At 64.5% G+C, this 18,942-nt stretch carries 21 protein-coding genes; 18 read left to right on the top strand and 3 right to left on the bottom strand.

Going from position 1 to position 18,942, the window contains the following annotated elements; genetic code table 11:
- Nucleotides 1-22: 22 nt before the first annotated feature.
- A complete protein-coding gene (locus AB4Z51_RS22530; protein WP_085404381.1) occupies nt 23-697 on the top strand; it encodes a spermidine synthase in 675 nt (224 codons plus the stop codon).
- 99 nt (nt 698-796) lie between these two features.
- On the opposite strand, the gene AB4Z51_RS22525 is transcribed toward AB4Z51_RS22530, so the two are convergent.
- Together AB4Z51_RS22525 and AB4Z51_RS22520 are read right to left on the bottom strand one after the other, a co-directional pair.
- Entirely contained in the window at nt 797-1,261 is a 465-nt protein-coding gene (locus tag AB4Z51_RS22525) for a nuclear transport factor 2 family protein (protein ID WP_085404380.1), read from the bottom strand.
- Between the two features lie 124 nt (nt 1,262-1,385).
- Nucleotides 1,386-2,300, bottom strand: coding sequence for an alpha/beta fold hydrolase (locus AB4Z51_RS22520; protein ID WP_085404379.1), 915 nt, complete (start codon nt 2,298-2,300; stop codon nt 1,386-1,388).
- A 164-nt stretch (nt 2,301-2,464) separates the two neighbouring features.
- On the opposite strand from AB4Z51_RS22520, the gene AB4Z51_RS22515 reads away from it, so the two are divergent.
- The 16 genes from AB4Z51_RS22515 to AB4Z51_RS22440 all read left to right on the top strand — a co-directional run bounded on the left by AB4Z51_RS22515 (nt 2,465) and on the right by AB4Z51_RS22440 (nt 16,519).
- Entirely contained in the window at nt 2,465-2,848 is a 384-nt protein-coding gene (locus AB4Z51_RS22515; RefSeq protein WP_085404378.1) for a hypothetical protein, read from the top strand.
- Complete coding sequence (locus AB4Z51_RS22510; RefSeq protein WP_085404377.1) at nt 2,845-3,927, top strand: PHA/PHB synthase family protein; 1,083 nt, start codon at nt 2,845-2,847, stop codon at nt 3,925-3,927. Before AB4Z51_RS22515 ends, AB4Z51_RS22510 begins: the two co-directional genes overlap by 4 nt.
- Entirely contained in the window at nt 3,924-4,517 is a 594-nt protein-coding gene (locus tag AB4Z51_RS22505) for a GNAT family N-acetyltransferase (RefSeq protein ID WP_063984735.1), read from the top strand. The genes AB4Z51_RS22510 and AB4Z51_RS22505 overlap by 4 nt, the downstream gene beginning before the upstream one ends.
- 202 nt (nt 4,518-4,719) lie before the next feature.
- Complete coding sequence (locus AB4Z51_RS22500) at nt 4,720-5,175, top strand: phasin (protein WP_085403967.1); 456 nt, start codon at nt 4,720-4,722, stop codon at nt 5,173-5,175.
- 163 nt (nt 5,176-5,338) lie between these two features.
- Nucleotides 5,339-6,625: a DUF445 domain-containing protein gene (locus tag AB4Z51_RS22495; protein WP_085403966.1), complete on the top strand. Its 1,287-nt coding sequence runs from the start codon at nt 5,339-5,341 to the stop codon at nt 6,623-6,625.
- Nucleotides 6,626-6,826: 201 nt separating this feature from the next.
- Nucleotides 6,827-7,597: an esterase/lipase family protein gene (locus AB4Z51_RS22490; RefSeq protein WP_085403965.1), complete on the top strand. Its 771-nt coding sequence runs from the start codon at nt 6,827-6,829 to the stop codon at nt 7,595-7,597.
- Between the two features lie 202 nt (nt 7,598-7,799).
- Nucleotides 7,800-8,666 (top strand): phenylacetic acid degradation operon negative regulatory protein PaaX, encoded by an 867-nt coding sequence (gene paaX, locus AB4Z51_RS22485; protein WP_085403975.1) that lies wholly within the window; start codon nt 7,800-7,802, stop codon nt 8,664-8,666.
- 75 nt (nt 8,667-8,741) lie between these two features.
- A complete protein-coding gene (paaA, locus tag AB4Z51_RS22480) occupies nt 8,742-9,734 on the top strand; it encodes a 1,2-phenylacetyl-CoA epoxidase subunit PaaA (RefSeq protein ID WP_441498000.1) in 993 nt (330 codons plus the stop codon).
- 10 nt (nt 9,735-9,744) lie between these two features.
- A complete protein-coding gene (gene paaB / locus AB4Z51_RS22475; protein WP_166099185.1) occupies nt 9,745-10,032 on the top strand; it encodes a 1,2-phenylacetyl-CoA epoxidase subunit PaaB in 288 nt (95 codons plus the stop codon).
- A complete protein-coding gene (gene paaC / locus AB4Z51_RS22470; RefSeq protein ID WP_441497999.1) occupies nt 10,032-10,808 on the top strand; it encodes a 1,2-phenylacetyl-CoA epoxidase subunit PaaC in 777 nt (258 codons plus the stop codon). The genes paaB and paaC overlap by 1 nt, the downstream gene beginning before the upstream one ends.
- Complete coding sequence (gene paaD / locus AB4Z51_RS22465) at nt 10,802-11,305, top strand: 1,2-phenylacetyl-CoA epoxidase subunit PaaD (protein ID WP_441497998.1); 504 nt, start codon at nt 10,802-10,804, stop codon at nt 11,303-11,305. The genes paaC and paaD overlap by 7 nt, the downstream gene beginning before the upstream one ends.
- 2 nt (nt 11,306-11,307) lie before the next feature.
- Complete coding sequence (gene paaE / locus AB4Z51_RS22460; protein ID WP_085403962.1) at nt 11,308-12,390, top strand: 1,2-phenylacetyl-CoA epoxidase subunit PaaE; 1,083 nt, start codon at nt 11,308-11,310, stop codon at nt 12,388-12,390.
- 55 nt (nt 12,391-12,445) lie between these two features.
- Nucleotides 12,446-12,895 carry a hydroxyphenylacetyl-CoA thioesterase PaaI gene (gene paaI / locus AB4Z51_RS22455; RefSeq protein WP_441497997.1) on the top strand — a complete coding sequence of 150 codons (450 nt, stop codon included), beginning with the start codon at nt 12,446-12,448 and terminating at the stop codon, nt 12,893-12,895.
- A gap of 46 nt (nt 12,896-12,941) precedes the next feature.
- Complete coding sequence (gene paaK / locus AB4Z51_RS22450) at nt 12,942-14,273, top strand: phenylacetate--CoA ligase PaaK (RefSeq protein ID WP_085403960.1); 1,332 nt, start codon at nt 12,942-12,944, stop codon at nt 14,271-14,273.
- 180 nt (nt 14,274-14,453) lie between these two features.
- Nucleotides 14,454-15,458 (top strand): quinone oxidoreductase family protein, encoded by a 1,005-nt coding sequence (locus AB4Z51_RS22445; protein ID WP_441497996.1) that lies wholly within the window; start codon nt 14,454-14,456, stop codon nt 15,456-15,458.
- A gap of 2 nt (nt 15,459-15,460) precedes the next feature.
- Nucleotides 15,461-16,519, top strand: a complete 1,059-nt coding sequence (locus AB4Z51_RS22440) for a YeeE/YedE family protein (RefSeq protein ID WP_085403958.1) — start codon at nt 15,461-15,463, stop codon at nt 16,517-16,519.
- Here AB4Z51_RS22440 and AB4Z51_RS22435 read toward each other — a convergent pair.
- Nucleotides 16,498-17,412: a DMT family transporter gene (locus tag AB4Z51_RS22435; protein ID WP_441497995.1), complete on the bottom strand. Its 915-nt coding sequence runs from the start codon at nt 17,410-17,412 to the stop codon at nt 16,498-16,500. The two genes, AB4Z51_RS22440 and AB4Z51_RS22435, sit on opposite strands and share 22 nt — an antisense overlap.
- Before the next feature lie 82 nt (nt 17,413-17,494).
- Here AB4Z51_RS22435 and pdxR point away from each other — a divergent pair, with 82 nt between their 5' ends.
- Nucleotides 17,495-18,940, top strand: a complete 1,446-nt coding sequence (gene pdxR, locus AB4Z51_RS22430; protein ID WP_441497994.1) for a MocR-like pyridoxine biosynthesis transcription factor PdxR — start codon at nt 17,495-17,497, stop codon at nt 18,938-18,940.
- Nucleotides 18,941-18,942 lie beyond the last annotated feature (2 nt).

Genomic DNA, 18,942 nt, shown 5'->3' with positions numbered 1-18,942 from the left:
CCGATCGTGCTAAAGCTTTCCCATGATTCCCTGGGAAAAGATCGACACCGCAAAAATCCCCGGCTCCGACGAGGAGCTCCGCCTGATGCGGCGCGGCAAGGAGTTCTCCATCAAGCTCGGCACCAACGAGCTGATGAACAACCGCCTGTCGGGCTCTGAGGCGGCGCTCGCGACACTGGCGGCGAAGCAGATCGAGAAGGTCGCAAAGCCCGTTGTCCTCATCGGAGGCCTCGGGATGGGCTTTACGCTGCGCGCGGCGCTGACTGTGCTCGGGAGCAAGGCGAAGATCGTGGTCTCCGAGCTCGTGCCGGCGGTGGTCGCCTGGGCGCGCGGCCCGATGGCCGAGGTCTTTGGCGACAGTCTCGATGATGTCAGGGTGAAGATCCGGGAAACCGATGTCGGCGAGATCATCCGCGCGCAGCGGTCGGCCTTCGACGCCATTCTGCTCGACGTCGACAACGGGCCGGAGGGGCTGACCCGGAAGGGCAATAACGCACTCTACAATGCGAGCGGGTTGAAAGCGGCGAAGGTGGCGCTGCGGCCGGGCGGCGTGCTCGCCGTCTGGTCGTCGGGACCCAACCCGGCCTTCACCAAGCGCCTCGGCAGCGCCGGCTTCGATGTGAACGAAGTCAATGTCCGGGCCACCGGACGAGGCGGCGGCGCGCGCCATGTAATCTGGATTGCGCGGAAGAGCTAGGCGGCGATTTGTAGCCCGGATGGAGCGAAGCGAAATCCGGGGCGGTCGATCCGCAAAGAGTGGTCCCGGATTACGCTGCGCTTCATCCGGGCTACGGCTCTAGAACATCGTATTGTTGTTCGCCGGATTTTCCGGGATGTCCTGAACAACGTCCCAGTGTTCGACGATCTTGCCGTTTTCCAGCTTGAAGATATCCACGATCGCGCGGCCCCTGCTGCCGGGCTCGCGAACGGAGTGGACATGCAGGATGACGAAGTCGCCGTCGACGAATGAGCGCTTGATCTCGCTGTGCGAGCTCGGGAACTTTTCGCGCAGGAAGCCGATGAACTTGCGAAAACCGTCCGGACCATCGGGCGCGTTCGGATTGTGCTGGACATAACGGTTGCCGACATAGGCGAGGGCGGCGTCGGCGTCCTTTTGGTTAAGGCCCTTCTCGTAGAAGGCCAGCACGGCGGCGCGGTTGGCTTCTTCCTGCGCGCTGGCGGCCAGCGCAGCGCCGTTGCTGAGGGACAGCATGAGAATGGAAGCCGCAATCATTGCGACGGGCCGGACGATGAGATGCATGTGAACTCCGAGAGGCCGCAGCCTCTGTCTTGCGATTGAGGGAGGCCTGTATAGCTTTCGCGCCGGCTCACGTTAAGAGAGTAACCGGAAGCTCACATGGTCACCGCGAGGAGACCGGTCGCGTTTACGCCGCCTGCGCCGCCGCCCCATGAGCGTGCTTGTCGATGGCGCGGATGATGTCGGGCCAGAAGCGCATCGGCAGCGCATGGCCCATGCCGTCGATCATCAACAGCTTTGCGCCGGGAATCGACTCTGCGGTGTCCTTGCCGCCTTCGGGCCGCACCAGCGGATCGACGGTGCCGTGAATGACCAGCGTCGGTGTTTTCACGCCATGCAGCCGCTCCTTGCGGCTGCCGGAGGCGAGTACGGCGCGGAGCTGCCGGCCGACGCCGGCCGGATTGAGGCCGCGTGCGAACACGCGCTCGGCACGATCGGGGTCGAGCGCTTCCTCTTCCGGAAAGGACCCGGCGCGCAGCACCTTCCAGGTCTCGCCGAAGCGGACGATGAACTCCTCCTTGCTTTGCGGCGGCGGAGCCATCAGCATCGCGGAGGCCTCGCGTGTCGGCGGTGGCACGCGCGGATTGCCTGTCGTCGACATGATCGAGGTGAGCGAGCGCACGCGCTCTGGAAACGACAGCGTCACCTCCTGCGCGATCATGCCACCCATCGAGGCGCCAACCAGATGCGCCGACTTGATGCCGAGCGCATCCATCAGGCCGACCGTGTCCTTCGCCATGTCGATCAGCTTGTAGGTCGCGGCGACGGGAATCTTGAGAAAGCGCAGCTTCAGCAGCTCGAGCGGCGTCAGGCGTTTGCCGCCCGTCAGATGGCTCGACTTGCCGATGTCGCGATTGTCGAAGCGGATCACGCGAAAGCCATGCACGGCGAGCTGCTCGCAGAACGCATCGTCCCAGTGGATCATCTGCGCCCCGAGCCCCATGATCAGCAGTAGCGGCTCGGCATTGTCGTTGCCGAAGATCTCGTAGCAGATGTCGATGCCGTTGGCGCGGATGCTCTGGGGCGGCTGATGGGTGGTCACGGGCGCGTTCCCTCCTGCTGATCGATGCTGTATCGCACGGTTTGCCGCCGCAAAGAAGCCGTGTGCGCCGCACCGCGCGACCTGCCGGTTGACCGCTCCCTCGCAACGGTGTGGTATGGCGAAAAAAGAAGGGCATCGCAGCTCTCGATATCAGGAGGACGCCGATGACCGACAAGACCAATGACCCCGTCGCCATGTGGCAGAAGATGGTTGGTGAGATGGAGAAGGGGTTCAACTCCTTCGCCAACCAGGCCATGTCGTCGCCCGAGTTTTCACAGGCGATGAACCGCGCGGGAGGGGTTGCTGCAGGTGCTCAGAAGCAACTCGGCGAGCTCATGGAAAAATATCTGGTCTCCATGAACCTGCCCAGCCGCGATCAGGTCACTGGCCTTGCCGAAAGGTTGCAAGCCATCGAAGGCCAGATCGGTGAGATCAAGTGGATGCTGAGCCAGATGGCGGCACGTTCCGGCGTATCTCAGGGCTCCGATACGGCATTGCGACCGCCGCGCACCAGGCGCCCGCCGTCCGAGGGCGGAGAGCAGACATGAATGCAGCCACCGGACTAGATCTCGCATCGATCCCGGATCGCATCCAGTCCGAGGTGCAGCGCGCCATCCAGCGCAGCATCAAGGGCGTCGAATATTTCTCGACTTCGGGCCCTTCGCTCGGCTCGACGCCGAAGGACGTGCTGCATTCGCGCGGCACCATGAGCCTCTATCACTACAGGCCGATGTCCGACGAGATCTACCGCGTACCGGTCTTGATCGTGATGGCGACCACCAATCGTGGCTACATCCTCGATCTCGTGCCTGGTCAGAGCTTCATCGAGTTCCTGCTCAAGCGCGGCTACGACGTCTACATGCTGGACTGGAGCGCGCCGCGGCCGGAGGAGAAGAGCCTGCGCATGGAGGACTACGTCCTCGACTTCATCCCGGATTGTGTCCGCCGCGTGCAGGCGGATTCCGGCGAGCAGGACGTCTCGGTGATCGGCTATTGCTTCGGCGGCGTGCTGTCGCTGCTCTACGGCTCGATCCACAAGGACGGGCCGATGAAGAATTTGATCTGCTTCACCACCCCGATCGACTTTCGCGAGATGAAGCTGTTCTCCAATTTCTCCGACCGCCGCTATTTCGACGTCGACCGCCTCGTCGACAGCGTCGGCAACGTGCCGCCGGAGATGATCCTGTCCTCGTTCGAGATGCTGCGCCCGGCCTCGCGCACGGCGAGCCAGATCCAGCTTTGGGAAAACATCTGGAACGATGAGTTCGTGAAATCGTATCGCATGTTCGACCGCTGGGCGACCGACACGCTGCCGCTTGCGGGCGAGTATTTCCGCACGATCACCAAGGATCTGATGTGGGACAACAAACTGTTCAACGACACTATGTCGGTCGGCGGCCGCGCGGCGAAGCTCGAAGACATCAAGGTGCCGTTCCTGCATGCGGTCGCCGAGCACGATCACATCGTGCCGTATGACGCCGCAAAACACCTGATCGCGAAGATCGGATCCGATGACAAGGAAGAGGTGATGCTGAAGGGCGGTCACGTCTCGCTTGTCGCCGGCGCCAACGCTGTGAAACGGCTGTGGCCGAAACTGGATTCCTGGCTGGGGAAGAGATCGACATGAGTGAGCAGCGTTCCTATCCGCGTCAGGTCAAGACCGACGCTGGCGATATCGAGATCCGCCTGATGTCGCCTGCGGACGAGGCCGCGATGCTGGCCTTCGGCAAGGGCCTGCCGACCCATGATCTGTTGTTCCTGCCGCGCAACATCAGCGAGCCGAAGGTGCTCTCGGCCTGGGTCAAGGAGATCGAGCGCGGCGCGATTACCAGCCTGCTCGCGGTCAGGGACGCCAAGGTCGTCGGCTGCGGCACGCTGGTGCGCGATCCGCATTCCTGGTCGCCCCATGTCGGCGAGATCCGGATGGTTGTTTCCCTCGACGTGCGCGGGAAGGGGGTCGGGCGGGCGCTCTCGCAGGAGACCTTTGCGCTCGCGCTCGGCGCCGGCCTGGAAAAGCTTTCGGTCCAGATGACGGTCGACCAGCAGGCGGCGATCGCCTTGTTCGAGAGCCTCGGCTTCAAGGCCGAGGCGCTGCTGCGGGACCATGTCCGGGACGTCGACGGCAAGACCCACGACATTGTCGTGCTCGGGCACAATATTGCGCAGGTGCAGGCCCAAATGGAGGCCTATGGGCTGCCGGGTGCCGTCCAGCATTAGGGGCGGCCGGCTCGTTATCCGGAACCCGTCTGGCCAGGGAGGCGGCAAATTGCCTTCCATTAAGGCTTTTCACGATTTCGTGATATCGCAGTGCAATACGAATATTGCATCGCACCATTAATTATGTCATACAAGCCGTGCCCCGGGCCAATGAGGACGGGGTGAGCCCATAGCTCAACCCAATGAGGATGGAGAGAACCCCATGACCACCGAAACCAACACTGCCTTCGAGGGCTTCAAGGACGCTTTCAAGAACATCCAGAACCTGGAAGTTCCCGAGGCCGCTCGCGATTTCGTCAAGAAGTCCGCCAACACCGCCAAGGACCGTGCTGCCGAGGTGTTCGCTGGCTCCGAGCGCGTGACCGCCGCCGTCGAGAACGCGGTGACCGAGTCCGTCACCGAGGCCGGCAAGATCAGCCGCAACATCCAGCAGGCGATCTATGAAGACGCCGAGGCGTTCTTCTCGGGCATCGACAAGCTCGCGTCCGCCAAGTCGGTCAGCGAAGCCGTCGAGATCCAGTCGAGCCTGCTCCGCGCCCGCGGCGAAGTCTTCGTCTCGCGCGCCAAGGCGACCGCCGACTATGTCGGCAAGCTCGCTGCCAACGGTGCGAAGTCCGCTCAGGACAACTTTGCCAAGGTCTACACCAAGACCGCTTGATACGGCACCCTGAGTACAAACTGAAATTTGAGGCCCGCTTCGGCGGGCCTTTGTTTTTTGCGCTGCCGTCATTGCGAGCGAAGCGAAGCAATCCAGTCCGTCTCCGTGGAAAGACTCTGGATTGCTTCGCTTCGCTCGCAATGACGAGTAGGGTGATGCAGTGATGACCCCGCCCGCTACCTTCTCCTTCGACACCCCCGGTGACGCCGAACGCGCGGCGGAGCTTCGCCGCGTCAAAGCACTGGCGACGCTGGTGCTGGCCTCGACGCTTGCCCTGTTCGTCGTTGCGAAATGGCTTCTGCCAGTGCATCCCGTGTTCGGCTTCATCGCGGCCTTCGCAGAAGCTGCGACCATCGGCGGGCTCGCCGACTGGTACGCGGTGGTCGCGCTGTTCAAGCGGCCGCTCGGCCTGCCGATCCCGCACACCGCGATCATCCAGAGCAATCAGGCCCGCATCGCCGACAAGCTCGGCGAGTTCATCCAGGTGCATTTCCTCGAGGCCCGCCCCGTCGAGGCCAAGCTGAGGGAGATCGATTTCGGCTCCTTCGTCGCCGACTGGCTGCGCGACCGCAAGCGCAGCGATGATCTCGCGCGTTTCGCGCTGCGCCTGCTGCCGGAGGCCGTCTCCGCGACGGAAAGCTCGGGTCTGATGACCTTCATCATTCGCCGCATGTCCTCGCAGCTCCAGGCGATCGACCTTGCGCCGCTCGCGGCCGGCACGCTGCGCGGCTTCGTCGCGGAAGGGCGGCATCAGATCCTGTTCGATGATCTCCTGCGCGTGATGCACGAGACGCTGAATCAGACCGAGACGATGGCGATGATCCGCGAGAAGGTGCGCGCGGAGTTGCCGACCCTGCTCAGGCTCTATCGCGCCGACAAGTTTCTGGTGAACAAGATCGTGGCGTCCGCCACGGCTTTTTTCAACGAGGTGCGCAGCGATCCCAAACATCCGTTTCGCGGCGAATTCGATCGCATGGTGCTGGGCTTCGTCGACCGGCTCGGCACCGATCAGGCCTATATCGACCGCATCGACGGATTGAAGCGCGATCTGCTCGCCCGGCCCGAGCTTGCCGATCTCGCCCGCACCGTCTGGGCCAACACGCGCTCCTTCATCGAGCGCAGCGCGAGCGGCGAGACGCAGGTGCTGCAGCATCATCTCGCCGGGATGTTCGTCGCCGCGGGCGAGGCGCTCGCCGGCGATGCCGAGCTCCGCGGCGAGATCAACAAGGGTCTGGTGGCGGTGCTGCGCAGCTTCGTTGCGGATCAGAAGAGCGGCGTCTCGACCTTCATTTCCGACCAGGTCAAGGCGTGGGATATGGCGCAGCTGATTTCGCTGATTGAAATCAACATCGGCCGCGACCTGCAATACATCCGCTTCAATGGCTCGCTGATCGGCGGGCTCGCAGGTCTTGCTCTCTACTCCGTAGAATTCCTGCTTCGGTGGTTGTGACTTTTGCGTCACGGACGCTGGCATTCACGCGCGGGCCTATTGTCGCCTTGGGTTTCACCCGCTTGAATGTCGGGCATCGGCCGCCTAGCTGATTCATGCTGCGTTGCGGAACGTTCGAGAAGCCGGAGTGTTGGAATTCATACCCATTTGCCGGCATCGCAACCGGTAGCCTTTTCAGCAATTCTGCCCAGGGGACCATTGATGACTGCTACTGCCCAGACGCTGCGTCCGCCGTCCCGCACCTTGATGTTCCTGGAAGGGCGCGCGATCCACGAGTTCGGCGCATTCCTCGGCGCACTGCCGCTGCTGAGCCTTGCGCCCCGCGGCGATGGGCATCCGGTGCTGGTGTTCCCGGGCCTCGTGGCCTCCGACGCGTCGACGCGCGCGCTGCGCTCGTTTCTGACCAGCAAGGGCTACGCGGCAAGCGGCTGGCGCCAGGGCCGCAACTACGGCCTGCGCGAGGGCGTGCAGCATGCGATGGTCGATCTCGTGCAGGAGCTCAGCGACAAGCATGGCCGCAAGATCAGTCTGGTCGGCTGGAGCCTCGGCGGCCTCTATGCGCGCCAGCTCGCCAAGATGATGCCGGCGCGCGTGCGCCAGGTGATCACGCTCGGCAGCCCCTTCGCGGGCGATCCCCGTTCGACCAATGCCTGGCGCGTCTATGAATGGGCGAGCGGCCGGAAGTCCGACGAGGTCGATCCGCAGTTCGGCGGCGAGCTCGCCGTCCCGCCGCCGGTGCCGACCACCGCCGTCTTCAGCCGCACCGACGGCGTCTGCGCCTGGCAGGGCTGTATGGAGAAGACGGGCGCGCAGACCGAGAGCATCGAGGTCGAGAGCAGCCATTGCGGCATGGGCCATCATCCCGCAGCCGTCTATGCGGTCGCCGACCGCCTCGCGCAGAAGGAAGGCCAGTGGCGGCCGTTCGACCGCAGCGGCTGGCGCAGCATGATCTATCCCGATCCGCATCGGTAAGCGCGGCCTGCATGGTTCGAGACGCGCGGCTTTGCCGCGCTCCTCACCATGAGGACTGAGAGCTAGTGACGCCGCGCGAAAGCGATCAGACCTCATCCTGAGGAGGCGCGAAGCGCCGTCTCGAAGGATCGAGCCCGGCTCTCGCTTTGATTGTCGCCCCCGTCCATTGTCGCGCCCGCACCAAACGCGCTATGCCTCGCGCATGGCGCATCCATTGTCCCGCATCATCGACCAGCTCAAGCGTGAGCCGTCACGCACGGGCTCCATCGTCATCACCGTGTTTGGCGACGCCATCGTGCCGCGCGGCGGCTCGGTGTGGCTCGGCACGCTGTTGGAGTTCTTCGAGAGTCTGGACATCGATGCCGGCGTGGTGCGCACCGCGATGTCGCGCCTTGCTGCCGATGGCTGGCTGATGCGCGAAAAGGTTGGCCGTAACAGTTTTTATCGCCTGGCCGACAAGGGAAGTCAGACCTTCGAGGCCGCCACGCGCCACATCTACGATCCGCCATCGTCGGACTGGACCGGGCGCTTCGAGCTGCTCCTGATCGGCAACGGCGAGGATCGCGACGTCTCGCGCGAAGCGCTGCGCAACGCCGGCTTCGGCAGTCCGCTGCCCGGCGTGTGGGTCGCGCCATCAGGCGTGCCGGTGCCGGACGAGGCTGCCGGGGCGATCCGTCTCGAAGTCTCGGCTGAAGATGACAGCGGGCGCCGTCTGCTCAGCGCGAGCTGGCCGCTGGACCGCACCGCCGACGCCTATCTGAAGTTCATGAAGACGTTCGAGCCGCTCCGTGCCGCTATCGCGCGCGGTGCGGATCTGTCCGAGGCCGACGCCTTCACCGCGCGGATCCTGCTGATCCACTACTACCGCCGCGTCGTGTTGCGCGATCCGCTGCTGCCCGAGAGCCTGCTGCCCGGCGACTGGCCTGGCAGGGCAGCACGTGAAGTCTGCCGCGAGGTCTATCGCGCGCTGCTTGCGCCGTCGGAACAATGGCTTGATAGCCATGGAACCAATGAGAAGGGGCCACTGCCGCCGGCTCGAAAGCTCCTGGAGCGGAGGTTCGAGGTCTGATTTATATGTTACAGAAATATATTGCATGAAGTAATTTTTGTTATATATTGCCTCCCAATAAACGGGAGGATGCGCATGTATACCCAGGCGCTGAATACGGCCGAGACCGACGACCGCGGTCTCGAGGATGCGGCGAAGGCTGCGCAGTTCCAGGCCCGCATCGATGCCGAGGAGCGCATCGAGCCGAACGACTGGATGCCGGCGGCCTATCGCAAGACGCTCACCCGCCAGATCTCCCAGCACGCCCATTCCGAAATCGTTGGCATGCTGCCTGAGGGCAACTGGATCACGCGCGCGCCGACCTTGCGCCGCAAGGCGGCGCTGCTGGCCAAGGTGCAGGACGAGKGCGGCCACGGACTCTATCTCTACGCCGCCGCCGAAACGCTCGGCACCTCGCGCGAAGAGCTGGTCGACGCCATGCTTGCCGGCAAGGCCAAATATTCCTCGATCTTCAACTATCCGACGCTGACCTGGGCCGATATCGGCACCATCGGCTGGCTGGTCGACGGCGCCGCGATCATGAACCAGATCCCGCTGTGTCGCTGCTCCTATGGCCCTTATGCACGCGCGATGATCCGCGTCTGCAAGGAGGAGTCCTTCCACCAGCGCCAGGGCTACGAGATCATGCTGACGCTGTGCCGCGGCTCGGATGAGCAGAAGGCGATGGCACAGGATGCGCTGAACCGCTGGTGGTGGCCGGTGCTGATGATGTTCGGTCCGCCCGATGCGACGAGCCAGCACAGCGACACGTCGACGAAGTGGAAGATCAAGCGCTTCTCCAATGACGAGCTGCGCCAGAAGTTCGTCGATGCCACCGTGCCGCAGGCGCAATATCTCGGCCTCGCCATCCCCGATCCCGGCATGACGCAGGATGCCGAAGGCCACTGGCGCTACAGCGAGATCGACTGGACCGAATTCAAGCAGGTGCTCGCCGGCAACGGCCCGTGCAACCGCGATCGGCTTGCCGCGCGCCGCAGGTCGCACGAGGAGGGCGCCTGGGTCCGCGAGGCGGCAGCTAGCTATGCCGCAAAGCGCGCGCAGCGTCAGACCGCACAAGCCGCGGAATAAGGAGATCACGATGGCCACGCCAAACACGCCGCTGTGGGAAGTCTTCATTCGCAGCCGCAACGGGCTCGCGCACAAGCATGTCGGCTCGCTGCATGCGAACGATGCCACCATGGCCCTGCAGGCCGCCCGCGACATCTACACCCGCCGCGGCGAGGGCCTGTCGATCTGGGTCGTGCCGTCGATCGCGATCACCGCGAGCGATCCCGCCGAGAAAGGCATGATGTTCGAGCCGGCGGAATCGAAGATCTACCGGCATCCGACGTTCTACGAGGTGCCTGAGGAAGTGGGGCACATGTGATGCTTGTGGCCAACATCCAGGTCGCGGAAACACCGCTGGTGCTCTACGCGCTGCGCCGCGCCGACGATGCGCTGATTCTCGGTCATCGTCTGTCGGAATGGTGCGGGCATGCGCCGATGCTGGAAGAGGATATGGCGCTCTCCAATATCGCGCTCGACCTGATCGGCCAGGCGCGTGAGCTCTACACCTACGCAGCCAAAGCCGAAGGCAAGGACAACAACGAAGACAAGCTCGCCTATTTGCGCGACGTCAGACAGTACCGCAACCTTCTGCTGGTCGAGCAGCCGAATGGCGACTTTGCCCAGACCCTGGTGCGGCAGTTCTTCTATTCCGCCTTCGCCGACCTCTATTGGCGGGCGATGATGGCCTCGCGTGATCCGACGCTCGCGGCCATTGCCGCCAAGTCCGAGAAGGAGAGCGCTTATCATCTGCGCCACGCCTCGGAATGGATCATTCGGCTCGGCGACGGCACCAGTGAGAGTCACGCCAGGGCGCAGGCCGCGATCGATCATCTCTGGGCCTTTACCGGTGAGATGTTCGCCGTCGATGACGGAGAGCGCGCCCTGATCCATGCCGGTATCGCGATTGATCCCGGGACCTTGCGCGGTCGCTGGCTGACGACGCTCTCCGATGTCGTCAGCGAGGCAACGCTCACGCTGCCGCAGAACGACTGGATGCAGCAGGGCGGCCGCGTGGGCCGCCACAGCGAGCACCTCGGCCATCTCCTGTCTGAGCTGCAGTCGATGCAGCGTACTTTTCCGGGGCAGACATGGTGACGGTGCTTGAACGCGACAGCGAGCTGCGCCGGCGCGCCTGGGACGCCGCGGCGGGCGTCGTTGACCCCGAAATCCCGGTGCTGACCATCGCCGATCTCGGCGTGCTGCGCGATGTCGTGCTCGACGGCGATCATGTCGAGGTCGCGATCACCCCGACCTATTCGGGCTGCCCGGCCATGAACATGATTGCGTTCGAAATCGAGCTTGCGTTGGAGCGCGCCGGTTTTCGCCAGCCAAAAGTCCGCACCGTGCTGTCGCCGGCCTGGACCACCGACTGGATGAGCGAGGAGGGCCGCCGCAAGCTGCACGCCTACGGCATCGCGCCACCGCAGGCGTCAAGCTCCCGCCGCGCGCTGTTCGGCGAGCAGGCCATCGCGTGCCCGAAATGCGGCTCTGACAAGACCGAGCTGCTGTCCGAATTCGGCTCGACCTCCTGCAAGGCGCTGTGGCGCTGCAAGGCCTGCCGCGAACCCTTCGATTATTTCAAGTGTCATTGATCATGTCCGCAGCCGCACCGCGCTTTCATCGCCTGACCGTCAACGACCTCCGCCGCGAGGCGGCCGATGCCGTATCGATGACCTTTGCGGTCCCCGGCGAACTCGCGGGCGACTACGCTTTCGCGCCCGGCCAGTACCTCACGCTCCGCACCATGCTCGATGGCGAGGAAGTCCGGCGCTCCTATTCGATCTGCTCGGGTCCTGACGATGGCGAGATCCGCATTGCCGTGAAGAAGATTGACGGCGGAGCATTTTCGAACTGGGCGGCGGATGAACTCAAATGCGGCGACGAGCTCGACGTCATGACGCCGACCGGGCGCTTCGGCGTGATCCCGCCGGCAGATAGCGGACGCATCCATGTCGGCTTTGCCGCGGGCTCCGGCATCACACCGATCCTGTCGATCGTCAAGGGCGTGCTTGCGCGCGAGCCGCACAGCCGCTTCTTCCTGTTCTACGGCAACCGCGCCACCGACAACATCATGTTCCTGGAGGCACTCGAGGAGCTGAAGGACCGCTTCATCGATCGCCTCTCGATCTTCCACGTCATCTCCGGCGAGGAGCAGGACATCCCGATCCTGCATGGCCGGCTGGACGGCAATAAGGTGAGAGTGCTGCTGCGTTCCCTGGTGCCGGCCGCGAGTGTCGATCATGTCTTCATCTGTGGTCCCCTTGGCATGAGCGAGGAGATCGAGGTGACTTGCAGGGATCTCGGCATCGCGGAAGAGCGCATCCACGTCGAGCGCTTCGTCTCCGAATTCGGCGGCAAACCGCGACCGAAGAAGATCGTTGCACCCGACGCGCCGCCGAAGGCGATCGCCTCGCTGATCATCGACGGCAAGCGCCGCGACGTGCCGGTTGCCGAGGACGAGGCGATCCTCGATGCCGCGCTGCGCGCCGGCGTCGATCTGCCCTTCGCCTGCAAGGGTGGCATGTGCTCGACCTGCCGCGCCAAGCTGGTCGAGGGCGAGGCGCCGATGGACATCAACTATTCACTGGAGCCCTGGGAATTGAAGGCCGGCTTCGTCCTGACCTGCCAGGCCAAGCCGTCGTCGGAGCGGGTCGTGGTCGATTACGATCACGTTTGACAGTTATGGCCGGGCAGCAGAGCATTGTGGCCAAACATTTGGCCGGGAGAAGCGCGTGAACGTCAAAGCCAACCTGTCGCCCGAGGATATTGCCCGCGCCTGCGCCGACGCGATGTGGGCCGAGGATGATGCCTCCAAGGGTCTCGGCATGGAGATCGTCGAGATTGGTCCGGGCTTTGCGACGCTGGCGATGAATGTGCGGCCGGACATGGTCAACGGCCAGCGCATCGCCCATGGCGGCTTCATCTTCACGCTCGCCGATTCCGCCTTCGCGTTTGCCTGCAATTCGCACAATGAACGTGTCGTGGCGGCACAGGGCCAGATCACCTTCATCAAGCCGGGCAAGCTTGGTGACCGCCTCGTTGCAAGGGCGCGCGAGGTCAGCCGTGGCGGACGCTCAGGCATCTACGACGTGCGCGTGACAGCCGGCGACACCGTCATCGCGGAATTCCGGGGGCATTCGCGTGTCATTCCCGGCACGTGGCTGCCGACGCAAGATCAATAAAAAGAACCAACCAATAAAAAGAACCAACCAATGTGGGGAAACGAGGATGGCTCTGACGAGGCTCAAGGAAGGTGGCAACGCCTATCGTGCCGAGATGGACGCGCATGAGCGCGCCTCACGTGACGAGATCATGGTGCTGCAAAAGCAGCGGCTGGCCTGGTCGCTGAAGCACGCCTACGACAACGTCGCGCATTACCGCCAGGCCTTCGACAAGGCCGGCGTGCATCCGTCCGACTTTCGCGAACTCTCCGATCTCGCGAAATTCCCGTTCACCGTGAAGACGGATCTGCGCGACAATTATCCCTTCAACATGTTCGCCGTGCCGCGCGAAAAGCTGGTGCGCGTGCATGCGTCGTCCGGCACCACGGGCAAGCCGATCGTGGTGGGCTATACGCAACGCGACATCGACACCTGGTCGGAGGTGATGGCACGCTCGATTCGCGCCGCCGGCGGCCGCACGGGCATGATCATCCACAACGCCTATGGTTATGGCCTGTTTACCGGCGGATTGGGCGTGCACTACGGCGCCGAAAAACTTGGTTGCACCGTGGTGCCGATCTCCGGCGGCATGACCGAGCGGCAGGTGCAGCTCATCAACGACTTCCGACCCGACATCATCACGGTGACGCCGAGCTACATGCTGGCGATCCTCGACGAGTTCAAGCGCCAGAAGCTCGACCCGCGCCAGTGCTCGCTCAAGGTCGGAATCTTCGGCGCCGAGCCCTGGACCAACGCGATGCGCGGCGAGATCGAGGACGCCTTCGACATGGACGCGACCGACATCTATGGCCTCTCGGAGGTGATCGGTCCAGGCGTTGCGCAGGAATGCATCGAGACCAAGGACGGCCTGCACATCTGGGAGGACCATTTTTATCCCGAGGTGATCGACCCGGAGACTGGCGCAGTGCTGCCGGACGGCGAGAAGGGTGAGCTGGTCTTCACCTCGCTGACCAAGGAAGCCTTCCCGGTGATCCGCTATCGCACCCGTGACCTGACGCGGCTGCTGCCGGGCACGGCGCGGCCGGGCATGCGGCGGATGGAGAAGGTGACGGGCCGCTCCGACGACATGATCATCCTGCGCGGCGTCAATCTGTTCCCGACCCAGATCGAGGAGGTGTTGCTTGCGACCGACTGGTGCGGCGGGCATTTCATTCTTGAACTCACCCGCGAAGGCCGCATGGACGAGCTGACCATCATTGCCGAGGCGCGGCCGGAAAGCTGGGACGGCCGGGGGTTGGTCGATCATGCCGATCGCATTTCGACCCACATCAAGAACACGATCGGGGTCAGCTCCAACGTGCGGGTGGTCGCGCCGGCCACGTTGGAGCGCTCGCTCGGCAAAGCCAAACGCCTCTACGACAAGCGGCCGAAGGATTAGCCGTCGCTCCTCATGGTGAGGAGCGCCAAAGGCGCGCCTCGAACCATGAAGGCCTGGATGCTGCAGCGCGGGCCCACATCCTTCGAGACGCCGCTCGCGCGGCTCCTCAGGATGAGGGGAGGCGGTTGACTTGACCGGTCCCAAAGGCGACAAGGCCCGCGAGAAATCGTGGGTCTTTCGATGTCATCAGCCGATCGCAAAACCGTCGAAGCGCACTGCGTCCGCCTCGATGCCAAGGCCGATAATGCTGCGGCGATCGCGCCGCTGATCGAGCGTCATATGCTCACGCGCGGTCCGAAGGACCTCCTGATCGAGATCAAGGCCGCCGCCGTCAACCCCTCCGATGTGAAGGCCGCGACCGGGCTGATGCCCTATGCGGTCTTCCCCCGCACGCCCGGCCGCGATTATGCCGGCGTGGTGATTGACGGGCCGGCCGATACGATCGGCCGCGAGGTGTTCGGCTCCTCCGGCGATCTCGGCATCCGCCGCGACGGCACCCATGCCAGCCATCTCGTCGTCGAAGCCGACGCCGTGGTGGAGAAGCCGAAGACGGTGTCCTGGGAGGAGGCCGCCGGCGTCGGCGTGCCCTTCGTCACCGCGATGGAAGGCTTTCGCCGCGCCGGCGTTCCAAAGCCCGGCGAAACCGTGCTGGTGTTCGGCGTCAACGGCAAGGTCGGTCAGGCCGMGGTCCAGATCGCGACGTGGCAGGGCGCGCGCGTCATCGGCGTGGTGCGCAAGGCGGAAGCCTATGAGGGCCATGCCAACGCAGCCATCGAGGTGATTGACGCCTCGGCGACCGATGCCGCCACGCGCGTGCGCGAACTGACCGGCGGCAAGGGGGCCGACATCGTCTTCAACACGGTCGGCGATCCCTATTTCCAGGCCGCGCACAAATCGCTCGGATTGCGCGGCCGCCAGATCCTGATCGCCGCGATCGACCGCATCGTGCAGTTCAACATCCTCGAATTCTACCGCGGGCAACACACCTATGTCGGCATCGACACGCTCGGGCTGTCCTCGGCCGCGACCGGCGCGGTGCTGCGCGACCTCGGCCCCGGCTTTGCGAGCGGGCACCTGAAACCGTTTCCGATCAAGGCGAATGCCGTCTATCCGCTGGAGCGCGCCAAGGAGGCCTATGTCGCGGTCGCCGGTTCGTCGCGGGATCGCGTGATCCTGAAGCCTTGATCATGGACTCGTCCATCCAACTCGTCATCCTTGCCGGCCTCGTCATCGGGCTCATCTATGGCGCCGTGGGCCTGCTCAGCGGCTTCTGCCTGATGAGCAGCATGCGCGGCTGGCTGGTCGAAGGAGACGGGCGGCTGGTGCGAACCTTTGCGATGGCGATTGCTGTTGCGGTTGCTGCGAGCCAATTCCTTGCCGGTAGCGGCATGGTCGATCTCGGCAAGTCGATCTATCTGCAACAATCCTTTTCAGTGCCGGTGCTGTTCCTCGGCGGCCTGTTGTTCGGCTACGGCATGGTGTTGTCGAACGGCTGCGGCTCGCGGGCGCTGGTGCTGCTCGGCCGCGGCAATCTCCGCTCTTTCGTCGTCGTGATCGTGCTCGCCATCGCCGCGCAGATGACGCTCAAGGGCCTGATCGCGCCGGCGCGCATCGCGCTGCTTCAGGCCTCGCAAACGACCGTCAACGCCAATTCGCTGCCGTCACTGTTGGCGACATTCGGCCCCGGCGAAGCGGCATCGCGCGCGCTGGGCGCTGCCGTAATCGTCGTTGCGCTGATCCTGTTTGCGTTCGCGCACCCGGCGTTCCGGCGTTCGCCCGGCCAGATTGCAGCCGGTGTCGTCGTTGGCCTCCTGGTCGCCAGCGGCTGGTTCGTCACCGGCTATCTCGGCGCCGACGATTTCAATCCGGTCCCGGTGACCTCGCTCACCTTCGTCGCGCCGATTGCCGATAGCCTGCAATACGCCATGCTCTCGACCGGTCTGACGCTCAACTTCGGCATTGCTACCGTGGCCGGCGTTCTCGCCGGCAGCCTTGTCACCGCGCTCGCCACAGGCCGTTTCCACCTCGAAGGTTATTCCTCGCCGCGCCACATGCTGCGGTCTGCCGGCGGCGCCGCGCTGATGGGGATCGGCGGCGTGATGGCGTTCGGCTGCTCGATCGGGCAGGGGCTCACCGGCGTATCGACGCTCGCTCTGGGCTCGTTCGTCGCGGTCGCCGGCATCCTGCTCGGCACGACGGCCGGCCTGCGCGGCGCACTGCGGGTTCAGCCGCTCGCGGTGGCTTGACCGCGCAGCAGCCGGTCGCCCAGCGTCGCAAGACCGATGCCGGTGACGATCAGTCCGGCCGCGACAGCAAGACTCATGTCGATTGGCTCGCCCAGCAGGATCGCAGCACTGGCGATACCGACGAGCGGCGTCCCGGTGGTGCCGAGCGACGTCGTCAGGGCCGAGATGCTCTTGTTGACCATCGACATCGCCCAATAGGCCAGCGCCGTTCCGATCAGGCCGGAATACAGGAAAAGCAGCACGAGCTTCCACGACCATTCCGCGTGCGGCGGGCCCTCCATGATAACAGCCGATCCCGTCAGTACGATCGTCGCCACGAGCACCTGCCAGAGCAGGAGCTGGAGCGGCGATGCAATCCAGCGATGCGCGCTCATATAGATGATGTTCGCGGCCCAGGACATCGCGGCCAGGACGACCATGCCGGCCCCGAGCAGGACGTTGGTATTGGTCCAATCGATCGACGTGGGGTTCAGGATCACGGCAAGGCCGATCAGTCCGAGCAAGGCGCCGGCGAGCTTGGGCGCCGTCAGCGTATCCTTCCCCAGCAAGGGCGCGGCGATCGCGACCCAGAGCGGCGTGGTGTAGCCGAGCACGATCGCTTTGCTCGCGGGCAGGAAGCGCACACCGGCCGCAACCAGAACCGAGAACACCGTCATGTGCAGCAGCGCGACGCTCAGGATCACCGGAATGTCGCGCCGCTCCGGGATCATCAGATTGTTGCTCAGCCCGAGGATCACGAGCAATCCGGCCAGCGCGATCCAGCTCCTGATCGCCGAAGTCCATAGTGGCGGAAGGAACTGGACGAGTTGCTTCGTCACCGACCAGTTCACGCCCCAGGCCAGCACGACGATGAGGAACAGGCCGACGGCCGCGCGGGAGGAGAGGGAGTTCATCGCAAAATCCTTGAAGCAGTCCAGTCCGGCGGATAGCATCCGGAGTGGCACCTGAAAAAGTGCCAGATTGGAAAGGAATAAGGTGCCAGTTTCGGAAGGTGTGATCTCCGCCCTGATCGAGCTGAAGCGGACCGACGACGAGGGGCTGGTGGCGCAACTGACGAGCCAGCTGCGAGACCTGATCGCGACCGGTCGGCTCGGCAAAGGCCGCGCGCTGCCGTCGAGCCGCCGGCTCGCGAGCGACCTCGGCGTCTCACGCAACACCGTCACTTATGCCTTCGAGCAGCTCGCCGCCGAGGGATATCTCGAAGCGTCGCACGGTCGTCGTCCCATGGTCACGGTCGACGGCGGCCGTAACGAAGAGGCGGGTGCCGTCGCACCGAGCGTCCGCTCTGGCAAGCCGCGGCTCTCGCCCTGGGCGTCGAAGCTCAAGCAGACCGACTGGCCGATGTCCTATCAGGCGCCGCTAAAACCCCTGCGTCCGGGGCATGGAGATGCGCGGGAGTTTCCGCACGAAGTGTGGGCCCGCTGCTTGCGCCGCAGCGCGGTGCGCGCAGCCAAGCGCGAGCTTGGACCGGTCAACGGGACGCGCCTGCGCCAGGCGCTGGCGCATTATCTGGCCGCCAGCAGGGGCGTCCGCGCCACCGCAGACCAGATCCTGATCCTGCCGAGCGCGCAGGCCGCGCTGACCCTGATTGCGGCTGCGCTCATCACGCCCGGCGACGATGTCTGGGTCGAGGATCCCGGCTATCCCGGTGCGGCGGCGGCCTTCCGTGCCTCCGGCGCTCGCGTGATGGGGCTGAAGCTGGATGAGCAGGGCATGCAGCGGATGCCGGGCATGGCCGCGCCAAAGCTCATCTTCATGACGCCCTCGCATCAGCATCCGACCGGGCGGCTGATGTCGCTCGCGCGCCGCACTGAATTCCTGGGCATGAGCAGGCCAGGCGAGACCTGGATCGTCGAAGACGATTACGACGGCGAATTCCATTATGACAGCCGGCCGGTGCCGGCCTTGCAGGGGTTAGACGCCCACGGCCGCGTGTTCTATGTCGGAACGTTCTCGAAGGCGATGACGTCGGATATCCGGCTCGGCTATGTCGTCGCGCCACCAGGGCTGGTCGGCACCCTCGAGATCGCACAGCGACACATCGGGCTGATCGCCTCCAGCCACATCCAGGAAGCGCTGGCGGAGTTCATCGCAGACGGGCATTTTCTCGCGCATCTGCGCCGGATGCGACGGCTCTATCACGCGCGCCGCGATCACCTCGTCGAGGGACTGGAGCGCCATCTGGGCGAAGTTCTCTCCGCCGAAGTGCCCTCGGGCGGCATCCAGTTGGTCGCCCGCCTCAAGCGCGGTCGCGCCGATCAGGCGGCGGTGCAACGGCTGGTCGAGGCAGGCGTCGAAACACGGGCCCTGTCCAGCCTGGCGCTCGGCCGTCCACGCGACCATGGCCTGCTGCTCGGCTTCGCGGCCTGGCGCGAGAATGAGATCAGCGCGGCGTTGCGGACGATGGCGTCATGCTTCTAGAG

The sequence above is a fragment of the Bradyrhizobium sp. 2TAF36 genome, from assembly GCF_052114925.1.
In the GTDB taxonomy this organism is placed as follows: Bacteria; Pseudomonadota; Alphaproteobacteria; order Rhizobiales; family Xanthobacteraceae; genus Bradyrhizobium; species Bradyrhizobium barranii.
This window is presented reverse-complemented; position numbering and strand designations above follow the sequence as displayed.

Bases quoted from the DNA above. Each gene is read 5' to 3' on its own strand.
- AB4Z51_RS22530 (WP_085404381.1), top strand. From the start codon at position 23: ATGATTCCCTGGGAAAAGATCGACACCGCAAAAATCCCCGGCTCCGAC.
- AB4Z51_RS22525 (WP_085404380.1), bottom strand. From the start codon at position 1,261: ATGCATCTCATCGTCCGGCCCGTCGCAATGATTGCGGCTTCCATTCTC.
- AB4Z51_RS22515 (WP_085404378.1), top strand. From the start codon at position 2,465: ATGACCGACAAGACCAATGACCCCGTCGCCATGTGGCAGAAGATGGTT.
- AB4Z51_RS22510 (WP_085404377.1), top strand. From the start codon at position 2,845: ATGAATGCAGCCACCGGACTAGATCTCGCATCGATCCCGGATCGCATC.
- AB4Z51_RS22505 (WP_063984735.1), top strand. From the start codon at position 3,924: ATGAGTGAGCAGCGTTCCTATCCGCGTCAGGTCAAGACCGACGCTGGC.
- AB4Z51_RS22500 (WP_085403967.1), top strand. From the start codon at position 4,720: ATGACCACCGAAACCAACACTGCCTTCGAGGGCTTCAAGGACGCTTTC.
- AB4Z51_RS22495 (WP_085403966.1), top strand. From the start codon at position 5,339: ATGACCCCGCCCGCTACCTTCTCCTTCGACACCCCCGGTGACGCCGAA.
- AB4Z51_RS22490 (WP_085403965.1), top strand. From the start codon at position 6,827: ATGACTGCTACTGCCCAGACGCTGCGTCCGCCGTCCCGCACCTTGATG.
- paaX (WP_085403975.1), top strand. From the start codon at position 7,800: ATGGCGCATCCATTGTCCCGCATCATCGACCAGCTCAAGCGTGAGCCG.
- paaB (WP_166099185.1), top strand. From the start codon at position 9,745: ATGGCCACGCCAAACACGCCGCTGTGGGAAGTCTTCATTCGCAGCCGC.
- paaC (WP_441497999.1), top strand. From the start codon at position 10,032: ATGCTTGTGGCCAACATCCAGGTCGCGGAAACACCGCTGGTGCTCTAC.
- paaD (WP_441497998.1), top strand. From the start codon at position 10,802: ATGGTGACGGTGCTTGAACGCGACAGCGAGCTGCGCCGGCGCGCCTGG.
- paaE (WP_085403962.1), top strand. From the start codon at position 11,308: ATGTCCGCAGCCGCACCGCGCTTTCATCGCCTGACCGTCAACGACCTC.
- paaK (WP_085403960.1), top strand. From the start codon at position 12,942: ATGGCTCTGACGAGGCTCAAGGAAGGTGGCAACGCCTATCGTGCCGAG.
- AB4Z51_RS22440 (WP_085403958.1), top strand. From the start codon at position 15,461: ATGGACTCGTCCATCCAACTCGTCATCCTTGCCGGCCTCGTCATCGGG.
- AB4Z51_RS22435 (WP_441497995.1), bottom strand. From the start codon at position 17,412: ATGAACTCCCTCTCCTCCCGCGCGGCCGTCGGCCTGTTCCTCATCGTC.